Here is a 15,755-nt window from a genome sequence, read left to right on the forward strand (position 1 = left end):
ATGTCCACCGCCACCGAAATAAGAGATGTAGATATAACAAAAACGTGGGCTTTAGAGTCGACACTTAATTTCACTCGCTATTTCTTCAAGAAAAATTTCGGTAAAAAGTTCATCGTAAATGATCATCATAGAATTATTTGCAACGCTCTTGATCGAGTTATCCAAGGCAAGACAAAACGCTTAATGCTCAATGTAGCACCTCGTTACTCAAAGACTGAACTCGTCATTAAAAACTTCTCTGCTTACGGTTTCGCAATCAATCCAGCATCCAAATTCATACACCTCTCCTACTCTGCCGACCTCGCAATGGATAACAGCCGAGAAGTTCAAGACACGGTAACAAGTGAAGCTTTTCAAGAACTATTTGACGTAACTCTTACATCAGAATCAAAAAAGAAATGGCAGACGACCGAAGGCGGTGGTTTTTACGCTGTTAGTTCTGGTGGTCAGGTAACTGGTTTTGGAGCCGGTGCGGTCCAATCAGAAAACCAAGATGATGAAGATATTGATTTTGAAAACTTCATTCCTTATTTCGATTCTGAGTTTGCCGGTGCAATTCTTATCGATGACCCGATAAAACCAGATGACGCGCAATCCGACCAAAAGAGAGAAGCGGTAAATCTTAAATTTGACACTACGATTCGGAACCGTGTAAATTCGCGAGATACGCCGATAATCATCATTATGCAAAGGCTTCATATGAACGACCTTTGCGGATACCTTCAAAAATTGGAAGGCGTTCTCGGGATTGATGATGGCGGTGAATGGGAATTGATCGAGCTTCCTTGTCTCCAAACCGATGAAAACGGAGAAGAAAAAGCATTGTGGCCACACAAACACACGGTGGAAGAGTTACACCAGATGAGATTAAAAAGTCCGTTTGTTTTCGAAACGCAATATCAACAAAATCCAAAACCAAAAGAAGGATTAATGTATGACAGACCTTTTCGGACATATCCATATCCGACAATTCCGTACACTTCCAGTAATATCAAAAAAAGTTACACCGATTCCGCAGACACAGGTGGTGATTATTTATGTTCCATCTGCTACACGGAAACCGATTACGGAAACTTTGTTGAAGATATTCTATTTACGACAAAATCGATGGAATACACCGAGCCGAAGATGGCCGAAATGTTGGCAAAACATCAAACATCAACTGCTTACATCGAATCCAACAATGGAGGGCGAACTTTCGGGCGTAATGTGGAACAACAAACAAGGATTCTGGGAAACAACACAACCGAATTTGATCTATTCCACCAAGGCGACAATAAAGATGTCAGAATCTTCACCAAATCAAACGAAGTTATGAATCTTACTTTCTTTCCCGAAGGCTGGGATAAGATGTGGCCAACATTTTACACCCACGTTACCAATTATATGAAGACCGGAAAGAATAAAAATGATGATGGTCCTGATGTACTTACAGGAATGGTTGAAAAACGAGGTGAGGAAGGTGAAGACCCAAGCGATTATTTTTAAACAAAAACTAACTATATACCAATGACAACTGAGCAATTAAAAGAGATAACCGATAAACTGAGAAGCGGTTCCGAGCTGGAAGATACTATTTCCGCACTCAAGAAAACACGCATTGTAGATCTTCCAAAAGTTGAAGACATCAAAAAGGAGTTGGACCCAGCGCAACATAAAGTTTTCGACACTACTTACCGAAAGGATAAAAAAGTCAAAGCAGATGATGGTGAAACCGCTGACGGTGGTGTAAAGGTAGTGACGGTAAGCGGAGCAAAAAAAGAAATCGCAATGAAGATCGAGCCGGTTACTCGAATTGCTTTGGCGTACCAGGAGATTATTGTCAATCGTGCTGCAGCTTTTCTTTTTGGTTTTCCCGTGGATTACCAAACGGAATCCGAAGATGCCAAAGAAGAGGAAGTCTTGAAAGCAGTTCAAAGAATCATCCACGACAACAAAATGGAATATTTCGACCTCGATATGGCAAAAGAACTTTTATCTTTTACCGAGGTTGCGGAGATGTGGTTCCCTGTTGAAACGGACAAAGAACACGAGATATACGGGTTTAAGACAAAATTCAAATTGAAGTGTATTTCCTTCAAACCTTCAAAAGATGAAGAATTGTATCCTACTTTTGACGAGTACGGAGATCTTGTTGCTTTCTCCCGTGCCTACTCCCGTAAGGTTGGAGATAAGAGCGTAAAGTATTTTGAAACGCATACCGCTGAATTCTTTTACAGGTTTGAAAATACCGATGGCTGGAAAGCTTCTGATACATATCCGAAACCAAATCCAATCGGTAAAATTCCAATCGTTTTCGGGAACAAACTCGCAAAGGATTGGGATAAAGTCCAGAACATCATCGAGAGTGATGAAGATCTTCGCTCCAACTTTTCCGATACGAATAAGTATCATTCCGCTCCGACAATGTTTATCAAAGGAAAAATAACTGGCTTCGCTAAAAAAGGTGAATCTGGAAAACTAATTCAAGGTGACGCAAATACAGAAGCGGCATACCTGGAATGGAAGGCGGCGTCTGAAAGTGTAAAACTTGAACACTCTATGAACCGTGAAGATATTTTCTCTTTAACACAAACGCCTGATATATCTTTCAACAATATCAAAGACATAGGAAATCTCGGACTTGGTGCGCAGAAAATGCTGTTTATGGATGCTCACTTGAAAGTTAAAGATAATATGCTTGTCTTTGGTCCATATCTGCAAAGACGAATCAATATCATCAAGGCTTACATTGCAATGTTCAACACCTCTATGCAAGATGCTTGTGATAAAGTCATTATCAAACCGGTTGTAACGCCTTACATTCTCGGAGACGACAAAGAAACTGCCGATATACTTTCAGTTGCCGTAAACTCAGGATTTATGAGCAAGAAATCAGCGGTATCCAACTTCGATTGGGTGCAAGATGCTGACAAAGAATTTGCTCAGATCCAAGCCGAAGAAAGAGCGGCGCAAATCATCGATAATTTTCCACCTGCAGAATAATTGAGTTATGGGAATTAAAATTGAAATGAATCTCATCGATCCGGAAATGTTTACAGATGCTGTGCAGGAAGTTGTTATCCAGATTTTAGAATCAACACTCTTGGAAATTCAAGAGGAAGCTAAAAAAAAAGTGAATGCAAATTCCGACAAAGTTTATAAAGACAGAACAAATTTTCTTAATTCATCAATAGGTTTTGTGATATATCAAAATGGGGAGTTTGTTAAATCTAATTTTTTTGCTTCCGGAGTTGGAGAAGGGAAAGATGGGCAAAAAGGCGTATTAACAGGTGAAGACTTAGGTAACGAAGTGGCACAGAATTTTACATCTGGATTTGTTTGCGTGATGGTTGCGGGTGCTGATTACGCTTTATATGTTGAATCAAAAGGATTTGATGTTCTGACTGGAAGTTGGATGGAATTTGATTCTATTTTCAAGAAAAATGCAGAGAATATAAGCTTAGCGACAGGGATTGAATTCGTAAATAAGAAATAGATGCGCAGACTATCACCAGAAGAAATCGCACGCCAAAAACGTTTGGAGACTTTGGAAAAGGAACTTAAAAAAATCCTTCTCCAAAGCTTTTCCCTATCTATCAATCTGCCACAGATCCAGAACGCTATCAAGAATCTGAATGGGCAATTTTCGATTACTCAGAATAAATTATTGGTCCGTAAAATAAACACCATTCTCCGAAATCAGTTTTCAAAATTTAATCTGACTTTAATCAATGGCATTCAGAAAGAATTTACTATTGCCTCGGATGATCTCTGGAATAATCTCGGTAAAAGATATTCTAAATCGATAGCGCAGGCCAAAGCTTTTGATTTTATTCGAAATCAGGCGACCGGAACCGTACGAGATATTGCTTCGCAGAGCAAAACTTTTATTGACACCCAGAAGGGGGGACTGAAATTATCTGACCGAGTTTGGAAGGCTTTTGAGAACATCCCGAAAGAAATTGATGTAATGGTGCAGAATCACATCAAAGAGGGGAAATCTCCACAGATGTTGGCGCGTGAGCTTCAAAAGAATCTAACTGAGCCAAATCGAATTTTTAGACGAGTGACAAATCCGAAAACGGGTAAACTTGAATGGAGTAAAGCAGCAAAAAATTATCATCCCGGTCAGGGAGTTTATCGATCTTCGTATAAAAATGGATTACGATTGGCAAGAACTGAAATAAACGGCGCTTATCGATTAGCGGAATGGAACGGGTACCAAAATAATCCATTGATAAGTGGTTTTGAAATTATGCTGAGTAATAATACTGAAAATCAATGTGAAACCTGCAAACGCTTGGCTGGAATTTATCCAAAATGGTTTAAATGGAGTAGCTGGCATCCACATTGCCGATGTAGAATGATTCCAATTCTTATTACAATGGCTGAGCGACAACAATTAGCAATTCTCACTTTACAGAGAAAGAAAAGCGAGTTTAAACCGAAATTTATCAAAGATCTTCCACCTCAATTTATCAGCTACTTACAAGACAACAAGGAACGGATTTCGAATGCTTCGAGCTTGCCTTATTGGTTTGAGGATAATGTGGAAGAATTGCAGAAGATATTAACTTTGTAAAAACTAAAACCAATGAGAGCGATACATTACATAGAGAAGAGAAAAGAAATTTGCAATGCTGCTGCTTTAGGAATGGCTAATGCAGCAGCGGAAATTGAAGCAACTAAGCCAGAGACTGCTACTAAATTAGATCCAGAAGATTTAGTAACTCATTTTAATGAAAAACACGGAGGGAAAGGACTTTTAAGTGGTATTAAAATTGGAATTTGGAATAAAGGTGACATCAATCGTATTTATATTAATGGCGCAGGTTACAACACTAAGAAAGTAAAACAATCTGTATATGTAGATCTTAATACAGGTAAGTTAAGTGTTTACACTGACTCTAATCAACCAAGTAAGTGGAATATTTCTCAAAGCAATGAATTAAGAGAGAGTAAGCAGGTTCAAATGGTATTACGATACATTAATAGATATAAAAAATAGCAGGAAATTATCCTGCTATTTTTATTAATTTGTCTATGTGATCTTTTAATTTTTGCAAGTCTGTCAGTAAATATTTATTACTCCCTTTTCTTTTTCTTTTAAGCTCAGCGCCTTTAGTAGAACAACCAATAATTTCAGCAATCTGGCGATCGTTGTATCTAGATAACCTAATTAATTTTAATATTTTAAAGTGTAGTCAATCCTCTTCGTTGTTTTCTTCCTCTACCTCGAAATAATCATCACCAGCTGAAACATACTCATCACCTTGCTTTGCAATTATTTGCCCTGACGGAGATTTTATAGTTTCATTTTCATTGTCGTAAACATAATTGTTATTAGTGAAATCTTCTACCACTACGAACAACTGACCTAAGGCCTCTTGTTTTGTTAATCCGGTTTTTAAATCTTTTCCGTTTTGTGTAATTTTAAATGTTGACATAATATTTATTTTTATAGGTACAAATCTAAATAAAAAATATATTTAGTTCCAAATATAAGAACTAAATATTATATAACTCATTGATAACCAATACAATTATTTTACAACAATTTCACAAACTCGTGTGAGGGTGCGAAAAAATTATTTTATTTCAAGTTCTTTTTCGGTCATGTCAAAATAAATATTTTGAAAGTGATGAACAAATTTAATCTTTAACTTTTCTTTTATTTGAGCATACTGGCCTATTTCAATATACCATCCATTGTAAGGATAACAAACAAATTCACGATTAGAAAGTCCGCTGTCTAGTGTGTAGCTAAAATCTTCAGAAAATTTATCATTTGGGTCATAAGTCTCCCTAAAATCACAACTTATAAAACCAAACTTCAATAACCATTCTTCTGTTAATGGAATAGGAAAAAATGAATTTATACTTTCATAATGAGTCTCACCATTGTAAAGACAGTGTATATAATCTTTGCCAACGCCAATAATCTCAACAATTCCTAATACAGAATGATTTACAAGATTTCCTAATCTTAATTCTTTTTGGTCCATATCAGTTACAATAATTTCTAAACGACCGACTTCAATCCCTTCTGAGTCAAAAGATCGAAAAACCTCTACTGTTTTACCTGTTATCTCTTTGCCTTTTCCATTTATTGAAATAAGACCATTTTCAGTGGATGGCGCAAAAGATTCTTTATTAAAGTCATTTCCCATATCTCAAATTTAATTATTTTCTTCAAACTCAACATCACATTTTTTACAAACAATCTCAAGACCAGTCTTCCCCCAGACGTTGCACCCGCAGGAACAGGTATATTTTGAGCGTTTGCCATCGGCTCCACTCTTCTGTACTTTATCCTTTTTGACCGCGCTAATTTCCAAAGTTTTGAATCGGGTTTCCTGCAGTTTCTGAAATGCTTTTTCAAATGGTCCGTCGTCAATAACGTAATCATACATCCTTCTGCCAGTTTTGAATCCGTCGGGCGTTCCTGTGTCGGATGTTTGCAAACCTACATTTTTCATTATCTCAGAGAACTCTAAATTGTGATAACCGGATCTACCAGGTTTGCCGAAAAGATACTGATACAGATGACACATCTCGTGAACAATTGTTTGGTGAAACTCGATGTCATAAGGCTCGATGTAGTCTGGGTTCACAGTCAGCTCGTGAATCATTTGACCGTCTTTTGACTTCCATTTGTCAGGCTGGAACATTCCCGACATTTTATGATCTCTGGAAATAGTGATTATTACTTCTGGAAGTTTATCCTGAAACAATTCTTTGTTGTAGTAGCTGAAGGTGTTGGATATATAATTGAAGTTCTGCATAAATTTTGGTAAGATAGTTATTGGGTTTTGGATTTGTTTACGGGTTTCCGTAATTCTATTTTTGTTTTATAATTCCATCAAAAAATGAGAATTCTGAACTTATTTTGCCTAGTTGAAATTCATATGCTGGAAATGATTTATCAATAATTTTTATAAGTTCACCGAAATCGTTTGTGTTATTTGTTTTTTTAACATCATTAAGAACGTCTACCATTCCAGAAAACCAATTAGGATTTAATTCTTTCAGTCGATTCATAGCTGTAGGTAGTTGGTGGGTCATAAAATTATCGTCAAAAATATAATTCAACATTTCATATACATCTCCGATTTCAGTCGATAATCTGCCATCTATTATCGAAAATGCTTTTTTAAGTGTGACTTTCATTTTGGTTGCTTTACTGATTGGATTAAAGACTCGATTTCTTTGATTTGAAATTCAGCATATTTATCATTTTTCCATACGAATCTATTTGTTTTTAATATTTCCTCCAACATCTCAATCAATTCTGATTCTCGGTCGGGAACTTCTTCGAGGAAATGAGTAACTTCATAGAATGATTTAAACTCATTATCGGCTTTACTAAAGTACATCTTGTTCATATTATATTCGTCTGGATTTTCAGCGGATCTCGCATTAGGGCAATCTACCCAGACAAAGTATTTACCATCTTCTTTTGGCAGTCTCTCACTCACGGCTACCTTTATAAATTTAGTGTTGCTCATAGCTAATCAGTTTTAAGGTTCGATATAATTTCGATAATGTCGCCGATGCTTCCTGCTTTCGCCCATTCTTCATCCTCTATCTAAACCCTTTTGTCTTTTTTAATTTTCCACTACATACTAGGCTTATTCCAACTCTACAAATATTTAATTTAGTTGCAGCTTCTTTAATACTTATAAAGCTATCAATTACATTTTCTGAATCATCAATTTGAAATATTGGCTTACTATCTTTATGATTTTTACCAGACCTTGCAACCATTAATTTATTATCAAAAGCGTGTTGTATATTATATGAAGGCGTACACCATTCTAAATTTTCTACTACATTATTTAATTTGTTTCCGTCAATATGGTTAACAAAAGGCTTATTTTCTGGGTTAGGTATAAATGATTCGGCAACCAATCTATGGATTCTTTTAGATTTAACTAATCCGAATTTACTTAACCCAACTTCATAATAATTACCTCGTATATTTATTGATAATATCTTTCCTTTTATTGCTTGGAATTGTCCTCTATTATGGTTTGATTTCCTATCTAAACTCCTAACTTTTCCATTGTCAGATATCTGGTAGATATTTTCATATCCTACTATGTCTCTCCAATTTTCGTTAAGTCTGCTCATAATTAAAGTATTTCAAAAATTAAAGTTCTGTCGGGATGGAAGGTTTTGGATTCGGCTTCGTCAAAAGCTTTTTCTTGATGAAAGTTCGTTTGCATTGTAAAAAATGAACCATTCAAATCATTTTTAGCAGGTTTTTCAATCGGATTCTTTTCCCAATAATAATTCGAAGCTTCTATCGCTGATATGAAAGAGTCAAGAGCGGAAGTACAAGAATCTTCATCATCGTATAATGCGTTATAATATTTATAAAGAAATTGACCGTTTGAAGAACAATAACCACCAACCACTAATCCTTTCGCTATCTCTTCCGATAATTCAGATCCTTTGCAAATCAAATCGAATTTACCACTCATTCTAAAATTTTCTTTTGTATCATTTCCGAAAATATATAATGCATCTTCATAAATGTAATAATCATAAATTCTCGGTGTCTCCACTACAAGAACTCTTTTATTTATGTTTAATATTGTGCTTTTCATTTGTTTATTTTTTTAGATTATTTCGACACGTTTAAATGATATGTCGATTTTTAAACGTTTTCTTGCTTAGTCATTAGTATAAGTATTAAGGGTTAAGAATTGATAGTAGTAATTTGAAAGCTTCTCCAATTGTTTTAACTCTCTCAGTTTTTTCATCTGGAATTATAATGTCGAATTCTTTTTCAATTTCAATTATAAATTGAACTTTGTCTAATGAATCAAATCCTAAGTAGTCAAAAGTAACATCATCACTTATTTGATGGTTTTGTAAATCTGGAAGTACAATTTTTAAGCACTTAACAAATGGTTCGTATATGTAATTTGGCTTCATAATTTTGTTGATTCGAGAATATTTTTTATTTTATTTTTTTCAACTTGATATTTTGCATATGGTAGTTTGTCGAATAATAATTTCAACATTTCTCTCATTTCATCTCTCTGCTTTAATAATTGAGAGGGGAGAAGTCCGCAGGATTGGATGGTGTTTCCGGCATCGATAATTAAATTAGCTAATTCGTTGTTTTGTTCATCTTCATTTTTCCAAACCAAACAAAGTGACTTAGTATCATTTCCGATAGCTGTTCCAACTTCATTTTGCATCACTATTTTTAATTCTGTATTCATAATTATTTTCGGTTTTTAAGATTTTCTTTTCTTGCTAATTTGACTTTTTTACGTCTTTGCGTGGATTTTGAACCATTAACTGAATTAGGAGAAAGTCTTTTCACGCTCCAATAACTTCGCATATCTGTCATAATTATTAAGTGTTATTTAGTTTCTAATTGTTTTAAAAGTTCGTCAACTTCATTTTCTTTGAAGTTTGCAGTCGTTTTATAGCCTTTGTCAATGCCAGCTATCAAAACCATTTTAACCTGATGTTTTGAAAGGGATTTTCCGTTATGCTCAAAAGTCTTCCAACTTGTATTGATAGCTCTTAAGGCTCCTTGTAAGTCTGCGTGCATAATATTAGGTTTTAATGGTTAGGGTTAAAAAGGCAATTCTTTTAAATGGTTATTATCAATTTCAATTACTGTTTTATATTCTTCAACTGTTGCTTTTAATTCGATGATTGAATCAACATAATCGTAATATGCGTGACATTCAATATTTGGCGGCGGGTAGCATCCAACTTGTGCAGGACTATAAGATAATAGAAACTTAAATTCATAAAATCCATCCTCCACTTCATAATCAAATTCCTTGAAAAATTCTTCAATCAAATCGTGGTCGACTGAATATCCGGATTCGATAAAATATGAAGATTCATCAAAGTCTGTAATTATTGAATCTTTTATAAACCCCCATCCCGAAACGGCTATAAATCTCTTATTTAAAGCATTGATAAGCTCAAATACTTCTTTCGTTGATAATTTATTTAAATCTATTTCCATAATCTTGTATTCTATTACCGCCAAAAGCGGGGGTTAATCCGCTCTTAGTTTTAAATCTTTTTTGTTGTACATTTCAACTATTGATTTTTCATCAGTAACTTCAACTTCATTTTTGCGCAGATGATAATATTGAAATGATGGAGCAAGATTATCCCACCAATACTTTGATAAAACTAAATCAACTTCATTATCTTTAAAATCAGCAGTCGTTTTATATCCTTTTTCGATACCATATTTTAGAATATATTCTACTTCTTTTTTGTCCATTGGTTTACCATTATTTTCAAATGACTTCCAACTATTTTTAATCGCTCTTAATGAGCCTTTTAAATCTGCGTGCATAATATCTATTGTTTATTGTTAATTCTAATTTGTCAAAGACCTAGTTGTTTTATAGCTGAATAGGTTAAAAAACCTTGTGATCCCCACAGTACACCGTCGTTTGAAACTATCATCGGATAACATTTATTTAAATCACCGTAATCTTCGTCATTGTAATCTTCATCATCTTCTTCAGGGATTCGACCAAATTCATCTTCAATCAAATCATATATTTCCAATGTTTATCTAAATCTGATATTAGTTTCATAATAGTTTGTTTAATGGTTAAGAGAGTAATTCGGGGTTGTCGTGGATATTTCCAATCACGTGGAATCGAGTAAGAATTTCTTTAAGCCAAGTATCACCAGAAAAACCAATATCTACGCTTCGGTCTTTGGTGCCATACCTGAAACCACCATCTTCATAATAGACTTCAAAAATTAATGGTACTTTTTCAGATGAATCTAAAATATCTCCTTCATAAATCTCTTTGCCATTCTTGTCTTTTAATCCAGTGAATTGGCTTACGGTTTCAGGTATTACTTGATAGTTGTGAGTTTCTCCATCTTGCTCTGTTTCCCAAATCTGATAATTACTACCCCAAAAAATTATGTGGCCAAAAACCCACTTTTCACCGATTGTTGTCTTGCCTCTAAATTTTATTTCTCTGTTCATAATTCTGTTATTTGATTTTAATTTCAATGCACATTGCAAATGTAAAATAAAAATATCAGTAACTGTTATTTTTGCAATAACTTTTTTAATTAAATAAATATCAGTTACTGACATTTAATATATTTGTATTATTAAAATCAAATCTAATTTTTATTAATGCTTACACTTGAACAAATCATTGTATTACTGACAACTAAGTTTGCAGGCGTACGAAAAGACGGACTGGCGCAACTTGCTAAATTCATCAAGCTAAATGCTACATCCGAAGAAGAAGCTCAGGCACTCGTTGATGGTTATTCACCAGAACAGGTTACTGAATTCGTAAATGATTGGCGAAAAGACGTGGATGCAGAAGTCGGAAATGGCGTAAAGACTGCTGAAAGCAATTTCAAAAAGAAATACAACATTACCGACGTACCTGCTGAACCGAAGCCAGGAGATCCACCAGTAGAGCCAAAACCTGCGGATGTTCCAGCTGACATAGCATCAATTATTCAGGCGGCGATCAAGCCATTTGCGGACAAACTTAACGCAATCGAAACAGGAAACATCACAGCTACAAGAAGTGAGCAGTTAAACAGCAAGCTGGCTAACGCTCCGCAAGCTTTCAAAGATCGTGTTCTCAGAGATTACGGCAGGATGAATTTCGAAAATGACGAAGCGTTTACTGGATATTTGACGGAATTAGACGCTGATTTGACGAACTACACCCAAGAAGTGAGCAATCAATCACTTTCTGCATTCGGAAAGCCAATTGTTGCTGGCAGCGAAGCTGGATCCGTTCCAACTGCCGTCGAGCAATATCTTAAAGAAACGCAAGCGGGAGGTGCTACCAATACTCTTGGAGGTAAAGAACTTTAACCATTAAAACTAATAACGATGTATATCGAAAGAAAACAAGAAGAAACTCCGGCAACGTCGATTCTGCACAAGGTTGCAGACATTCCGAATGGTGTGACTATTAAAACCACAGGATTAGCGAACGGAACTGTTATCGCAGAAGCGACACCGCTTTATCCTGATGCCAATGGTCTTTACGCTGTTCTGGGAACGGCTAAGGTTGTTGAAGTTGCAGCGGCGAATGCAGTAAACTATTCAGTTGCGAAAGGTCATACTTTATTGGTAGGGCAAAAGCTTTACAAAGATGCTTCTACAAACGTAGATATTTCTGCAATCAACACAACCGATCCAACAAAAGATGTAGTAACAGTGAGTGCTACGCTTGGGGCGAAAGCTATTGGAGGTTTGTTATCACAAGGAAATGTTGCACAGTCAGTTGCAATCACTGGGGAATCTCACACGGTTCAGGCTGGTAGAAATGTATTTGCAAGTGGTTGGGTAATTGCGGTGGTGAACAAGAATATGTCTCCGGAGCCAGCAAACAAACCCGCATTAGTGCAGTATGTTTAATTATTAACCATTAAAAAACTAATAACCAATGTCAATTAATAAAACATTATTAGCAGGAGTGTCCGAGAAAGGAATGGACGCGGTGATCAGATCTTATGATTTCAAGCCGTACTACTTCCCTACTCTTTTTCCGCTGAAAGAAAATTTAACGCTTGACTTCAAAACCTTGGAAGCAGTTGCCGGACTTAAAGTAGCTGGGGATATTGTTTCCAGAGGTTCAACCATCGGAAGAAAGAAGCGAGAAGCCATCGGAAAAGTTGGTGGGATCATTCCTAAAATCGCTGTTTCGAGAGAAATGGACGAGAACGATCTTACTGAATACGAGACCGCACTTGCTTTAGCAGGTGGAAATCCAAACCTTGTATCTATCGTAAGATTCTGGGGTGAGGATATGCAGTTTTGTTGGGATGCTGTCGCTTCCAGAATTGAATGGATGGCACTTCGTCAACTTTCGACTGGTAAATTGAAATTAACGCAATCGGATAATCAAAATGTGGTTACTGAATTTGATGTTGATTATCAAATTCCTGCTGCAAACAGAAATACAGTTGGAACTCTTTGGGGAAGCCAAGCGGATGCCACGCCGGTCAAGGATTTGGAAGATCGTGTGAAATTTGCAAAATCTAAAGGCTTTAACCCCAAAGTTGTTTTGATGAACAAAAACACTTTTGCAAAGTTCGCTTCTACAGAAGAAGTCATCAAGAAATCAGCTTCGTTCGCCAATAACGCTTTGGGTATTTCTCAGACGCCTTCTTTGGAAGATATCAACAATATGTTGAGACGTGAAGCGTGGTTGAATGGCTTGCAGATTTCTGTAATCGATCAGGATATTGCAATTGAGATTGATGGGAAAAGAACTGTTTCCAATCCATTTATCGACGATGTTGCGACTTTGGTAGAATCTCCTGTAATGGGTAACACATTCTGGAAAACTCCGGTAGATATGAAGTTGCAAGCATCTTCTGCAATCAAAGTGATGAATGGTCCTATTATGATCAAGAAGTTCTCAAACGAAGAGCCAGTTGAGGAAGTAACGCAAGGAATTGCAAATGCTTTCCCAGCGTGGAACGGAGCAAACAGATCATTAATCTTGAGTGTCTAACCAATGACCAATAAAGAGTATTTCACCGCAACATTATCTCGCTTCAATGTAAGTGAAACAGAAATTGATTTGATTCTAATTAATCAAGGATTAAACGCTGGTTCTGATGTTGATGTTGCGGTTGCGAAATTAGCAATGTTCAAAGAGATCCCGATGTTCATTCCGATTGCCGATGAAAAGGAAGGAGGAAGATCTATCACTTGGAATATTGAAGCAATTAAAATGTGGTACTCTCTATTGGCCAAAGAATTAAATCAAGACGATCTTTTGAATGTAAGTGATGATGAAGTCTCTGATTATAGTTTTATGATGTGATGGTAAGGCGATACTATTTATATAAGCAGGAATCCACGGAGGAAGCGGTACAAAGTCTTGAGGGAGATTTTTCGAGCGCACCTCCGGAATGGATTCTTCACTCAAAATGTGAAGATGAAGTAAACGGTTCCGGAAGATCAATAGCATTGGCAGATGGGTCCAATTATGTCTTTACGGGAGTTATCTATTTGGATTCGACTGCAGGCATAATTCCAGAAGGACAGAGAGTTTTAGTAAGTACTGAAAAACTTTGTTCATCACAGATCAATGACGAATCACAACTTAAAACACTAAGACAGGAAGGTAAAATCCGATTAAGTGGAATTGTAAAAGGCTTTGAAAAAAGCAAACTGAATATAAGATTATGGGTGTAAAAAACAGACTTTTCTCTCAGGATGTAGAAACGATGCTTTGGAAGATCTGCAATAAATCAACGGAACTGAAAGCTATGATTTCCGGAAAGATCTACAAAGAAGGATTCCGGCCTACAAACTCAAAGAAAGAAGATGTTTGTATCAGTACAATTTCTTTAACACAGGATAATCCACAAGTAGGACTTTTCAACATCAATATTTATACAAAAGCATTAAAGCAGAAAATTGAAGGCGCAGACGAATATGTTCCAGATAGCGTTAAGCTCAGCGAAATTGCTGATACTGTGAGAAACTTGATTGAAAATGAATTGATTTCAGGTGATTTTAAAGATTGCTCTTTCAATATAGTTGGTCAAAAAACTATTGAAAATCAAGATTCCACAAACAAGGAATATTACCAGAACATCAGACTTCAATTTTTTATACCACAAAACCAATAAAAAATAAAAACCAATAACCATGGCAACTCTTTTCACATTTGGTTTAAGCCAAATTAAATACAATGGAACCAAGGTTGGAATGACCTATAAAGATACTTGTAAAATCACGCAGGATGCTGCGGAAGTTACAGAACATTTTGAAGAAGGTAAATCATCTCCAGCGATCCAAACAAAGGATAAAAAGATTCCAAAAGCTGAATTCTCCATTATGAATCCTGATGCTAAGTTTCTTGCGGATCATTTGGGAGGAACATATAACGCAACTGATAAATCTTGGTCATTCGATGGTTCAGAAACTGTCGAACCTGGCGAATGGGAAATCGAAACCAAAAAAGGTATGGATTTTAGAATTCCGAAAGGAGATTCTGATGTTACAATTGATTTCGAGGTTTCTGATAAGGGAATTTTACTTGTGAAATTCATCATCACTCCACTAACTCCGGAAGATCCAACTGAAAAGCCTTTTATCGCAACAGAGAAAGCATAGACAAAACTAAATTATAATTATAAAAGTCCGTCCAACTTCGGACGGACTTTTTTTCAAAGTAAAAGCATCAGATGAAAAATAATTTAGAGGAAAAAAGAAGAGAAATAACAAGGATTTTAGGGAAAGGTTTTCATTTTGAAATTGCTGAAAAAATAGAAATCAAACCAAAAGGATTGCTTTCATTTTTCAAGAAAAAAGAATATCAAATTATTCCAAGAGCATTTCAAATCAAAGAGCCTACGCTTTCTGTTTTAGATCGCATTTCGCTGGAATCGATCAATCTGATTGAATCTGAATTTAATGATCTAAAAACTTTTGCGGACCAAAAGAGATTCAGCCGGAAACATTACAAATTGATGGCAAAAATAATTGCAATTGCTGTCGCTGGCCCCTACGGAGAAGAATCAGAAATCACAGAATTTAAAAATCTTTTCTTCAAGTATTTAAAACCTTCTGATCTGTACAATATCGTCCAAATGATTGACATTACGAGCAATCTAATGGATTTTATAAACTCTACCCGACTTGTGACCGCCGCCAACGTACTAGCCGAGACGGATCTGGTAGAGAAAAAGGAGTTACAGGACTAAATTCTATTTATGGAAGAAGAGGGCAGATTTGCCAGACTTTCGGATGGACGATAGAA

At 35.9% G+C, this 15,755-nt stretch carries 28 protein-coding genes; 13 read left to right on the forward strand and 15 right to left on the reverse strand.

Annotated elements, in window-relative coordinates:
* The 5 genes from terL to B0I22_RS07295 are packed head-to-tail and all read left to right on the forward strand — an operon-like array spanning position 1 to position 4,990.
* Positions 1–1,488 carry a phage terminase large subunit gene (terL, locus tag B0I22_RS07275; protein WP_133944016.1) on the forward strand — a complete coding sequence of 496 codons (1,488 nt, stop codon included), beginning with the start codon at positions 1–3 and terminating at the stop codon, positions 1,486–1,488.
* A 21-nt stretch (positions 1,489–1,509) separates the two neighbouring features.
* The gene (locus B0I22_RS07280; RefSeq protein WP_133944017.1) at positions 1,510–2,985 is read left to right on the forward strand and encodes a phage portal protein; all 1,476 of its coding nucleotides are present in this window, start codon (positions 1,510–1,512) and stop codon (positions 2,983–2,985) included.
* 7 nt (positions 2,986–2,992) lie between these two features.
* Positions 2,993–3,478 carry a hypothetical protein gene (locus B0I22_RS07285; RefSeq protein WP_133944018.1) on the forward strand — a complete coding sequence of 162 codons (486 nt, stop codon included), beginning with the start codon at positions 2,993–2,995 and terminating at the stop codon, positions 3,476–3,478.
* Positions 3,479–4,564 (forward strand): structural protein, encoded by a 1,086-nt coding sequence (locus B0I22_RS07290; protein WP_133944019.1) that lies wholly within the window; start codon positions 3,479–3,481, stop codon positions 4,562–4,564. It abuts the gene before it with no gap.
* A 12-nt stretch (positions 4,565–4,576) separates the two neighbouring features.
* On the forward strand, positions 4,577–4,990 hold the full coding sequence (locus B0I22_RS07295; RefSeq protein ID WP_133944020.1) for a hypothetical protein: 414 nt from the start codon (positions 4,577–4,579) through the stop codon (positions 4,988–4,990).
* 196 nt (positions 4,991–5,186) lie between these two features.
* On the opposite strand, the gene B0I22_RS07300 is transcribed toward B0I22_RS07295, so the two are convergent.
* The 15 genes from B0I22_RS07300 to B0I22_RS07365 form a co-directional block, all read right to left on the reverse strand.
* The gene (locus B0I22_RS07300; RefSeq protein ID WP_133944021.1) at positions 5,187–5,429 is read right to left on the reverse strand and encodes a hypothetical protein; all 243 of its coding nucleotides are present in this window, start codon (positions 5,427–5,429) and stop codon (positions 5,187–5,189) included.
* A gap of 141 nt (positions 5,430–5,570) precedes the next feature.
* Positions 5,571–6,152 (reverse strand): hypothetical protein, encoded by a 582-nt coding sequence (locus B0I22_RS07305; RefSeq protein WP_133944022.1) that lies wholly within the window; start codon positions 6,150–6,152, stop codon positions 5,571–5,573.
* A 9-nt stretch (positions 6,153–6,161) separates the two neighbouring features.
* Positions 6,162–6,767, reverse strand: coding sequence for a SprT-like domain-containing protein (locus B0I22_RS07310; RefSeq protein ID WP_133944023.1), 606 nt, complete (start codon positions 6,765–6,767; stop codon positions 6,162–6,164).
* 55 nt (positions 6,768–6,822) lie between these two features.
* Positions 6,823–7,152: a DUF7736 domain-containing protein gene (locus tag B0I22_RS07315; RefSeq protein WP_133944024.1), complete on the reverse strand. Its 330-nt coding sequence runs from the start codon at positions 7,150–7,152 to the stop codon at positions 6,823–6,825.
* Positions 7,149–7,490: a hypothetical protein gene (locus B0I22_RS07320; protein ID WP_133944025.1), complete on the reverse strand. Its 342-nt coding sequence runs from the start codon at positions 7,488–7,490 to the stop codon at positions 7,149–7,151. Before B0I22_RS07320 ends, B0I22_RS07315 begins: the two co-directional genes overlap by 4 nt.
* Positions 7,491–7,566: 76 nt before the next feature.
* On the reverse strand, positions 7,567–8,115 hold the full coding sequence (locus B0I22_RS07325) for an NUMOD4 domain-containing protein (RefSeq protein ID WP_133944026.1): 549 nt from the start codon (positions 8,113–8,115) through the stop codon (positions 7,567–7,569).
* Positions 8,116–8,117: 2 nt separating this feature from the next.
* Positions 8,118–8,594, reverse strand: coding sequence for a hypothetical protein (locus tag B0I22_RS07330; RefSeq protein ID WP_133944027.1), 477 nt, complete (start codon positions 8,592–8,594; stop codon positions 8,118–8,120).
* A gap of 85 nt (positions 8,595–8,679) precedes the next feature.
* Entirely contained in the window at positions 8,680–8,925 is a 246-nt protein-coding gene (locus B0I22_RS07335) for a phosphopantetheine-binding protein (RefSeq protein WP_133944028.1), read from the reverse strand.
* On the reverse strand, positions 8,922–9,218 hold the full coding sequence (locus tag B0I22_RS07340; protein ID WP_133944029.1) for a hypothetical protein: 297 nt from the start codon (positions 9,216–9,218) through the stop codon (positions 8,922–8,924). Before B0I22_RS07340 ends, B0I22_RS07335 begins: the two co-directional genes overlap by 4 nt.
* 2 nt (positions 9,219–9,220) lie before the next feature.
* Positions 9,221–9,349: a hypothetical protein gene (locus B0I22_RS16420; RefSeq protein WP_281276578.1), complete on the reverse strand. Its 129-nt coding sequence runs from the start codon at positions 9,347–9,349 to the stop codon at positions 9,221–9,223.
* A 12-nt stretch (positions 9,350–9,361) separates the two neighbouring features.
* On the reverse strand, positions 9,362–9,556 hold the full coding sequence (locus B0I22_RS07345) for a hypothetical protein (protein WP_133944030.1): 195 nt from the start codon (positions 9,554–9,556) through the stop codon (positions 9,362–9,364).
* A gap of 24 nt (positions 9,557–9,580) precedes the next feature.
* Positions 9,581–9,985: a hypothetical protein gene (locus B0I22_RS07350; protein ID WP_133944031.1), complete on the reverse strand. Its 405-nt coding sequence runs from the start codon at positions 9,983–9,985 to the stop codon at positions 9,581–9,583.
* A 33-nt stretch (positions 9,986–10,018) separates the two neighbouring features.
* Positions 10,019–10,327, reverse strand: coding sequence for a hypothetical protein (locus tag B0I22_RS07355; RefSeq protein WP_133944032.1), 309 nt, complete (start codon positions 10,325–10,327; stop codon positions 10,019–10,021).
* Positions 10,328–10,359: 32 nt separating this feature from the next.
* Positions 10,360–10,545 carry a hypothetical protein gene (locus tag B0I22_RS07360; protein WP_133944033.1) on the reverse strand — a complete coding sequence of 62 codons (186 nt, stop codon included), beginning with the start codon at positions 10,543–10,545 and terminating at the stop codon, positions 10,360–10,362.
* Positions 10,546–10,591: 46 nt separating this feature from the next.
* Positions 10,592–11,095, reverse strand: a complete 504-nt coding sequence (locus B0I22_RS07365; RefSeq protein ID WP_221411223.1) for a YopX family protein — start codon at positions 11,093–11,095, stop codon at positions 10,592–10,594.
* Between the two features lie 42 nt (positions 11,096–11,137).
* On the opposite strand from B0I22_RS07365, the gene B0I22_RS07370 reads away from it, so the two are divergent.
* The 8 genes from B0I22_RS07370 (at position 11,138) to B0I22_RS07405 (ending at position 15,699) form a co-directional block, all read left to right on the forward strand.
* A complete protein-coding gene (locus B0I22_RS07370) occupies positions 11,138–11,842 on the forward strand; it encodes a hypothetical protein (RefSeq protein ID WP_133944034.1) in 705 nt (234 codons plus the stop codon).
* A gap of 18 nt (positions 11,843–11,860) precedes the next feature.
* Complete coding sequence (locus B0I22_RS07375; protein WP_133944035.1) at positions 11,861–12,391, forward strand: hypothetical protein; 531 nt, start codon at positions 11,861–11,863, stop codon at positions 12,389–12,391.
* A gap of 28 nt (positions 12,392–12,419) precedes the next feature.
* Positions 12,420–13,493: a major capsid protein gene (locus tag B0I22_RS07380; protein WP_221411224.1), complete on the forward strand. Its 1,074-nt coding sequence runs from the start codon at positions 12,420–12,422 to the stop codon at positions 13,491–13,493.
* 3 nt (positions 13,494–13,496) lie between these two features.
* The gene (locus B0I22_RS07385) at positions 13,497–13,808 is read left to right on the forward strand and encodes a DUF6706 family protein (protein WP_133944036.1); all 312 of its coding nucleotides are present in this window, start codon (positions 13,497–13,499) and stop codon (positions 13,806–13,808) included.
* A complete protein-coding gene (locus B0I22_RS07390; protein WP_133944037.1) occupies positions 13,808–14,182 on the forward strand; it encodes a hypothetical protein in 375 nt (124 codons plus the stop codon). The genes B0I22_RS07385 and B0I22_RS07390 overlap by 1 nt, the downstream gene beginning before the upstream one ends.
* A complete protein-coding gene (locus B0I22_RS07395) occupies positions 14,173–14,622 on the forward strand; it encodes a hypothetical protein (RefSeq protein WP_133944038.1) in 450 nt (149 codons plus the stop codon). The genes B0I22_RS07390 and B0I22_RS07395 overlap by 10 nt, the downstream gene beginning before the upstream one ends.
* Positions 14,623–14,641: 19 nt before the next feature.
* The gene (locus B0I22_RS07400) at positions 14,642–15,109 is read left to right on the forward strand and encodes a hypothetical protein (RefSeq protein WP_133944039.1); all 468 of its coding nucleotides are present in this window, start codon (positions 14,642–14,644) and stop codon (positions 15,107–15,109) included.
* A 71-nt stretch (positions 15,110–15,180) separates the two neighbouring features.
* On the forward strand, positions 15,181–15,699 hold the full coding sequence (locus B0I22_RS07405; protein ID WP_133944040.1) for a hypothetical protein: 519 nt from the start codon (positions 15,181–15,183) through the stop codon (positions 15,697–15,699).
* The last annotated feature ends 56 nt before the right edge of the window (positions 15,700–15,755 follow it).

The organism is Epilithonimonas xixisoli (genome assembly GCF_004365655.1).
GTDB lineage: Bacteria > Bacteroidota > Bacteroidia > Flavobacteriales > Weeksellaceae > Epilithonimonas > Epilithonimonas xixisoli.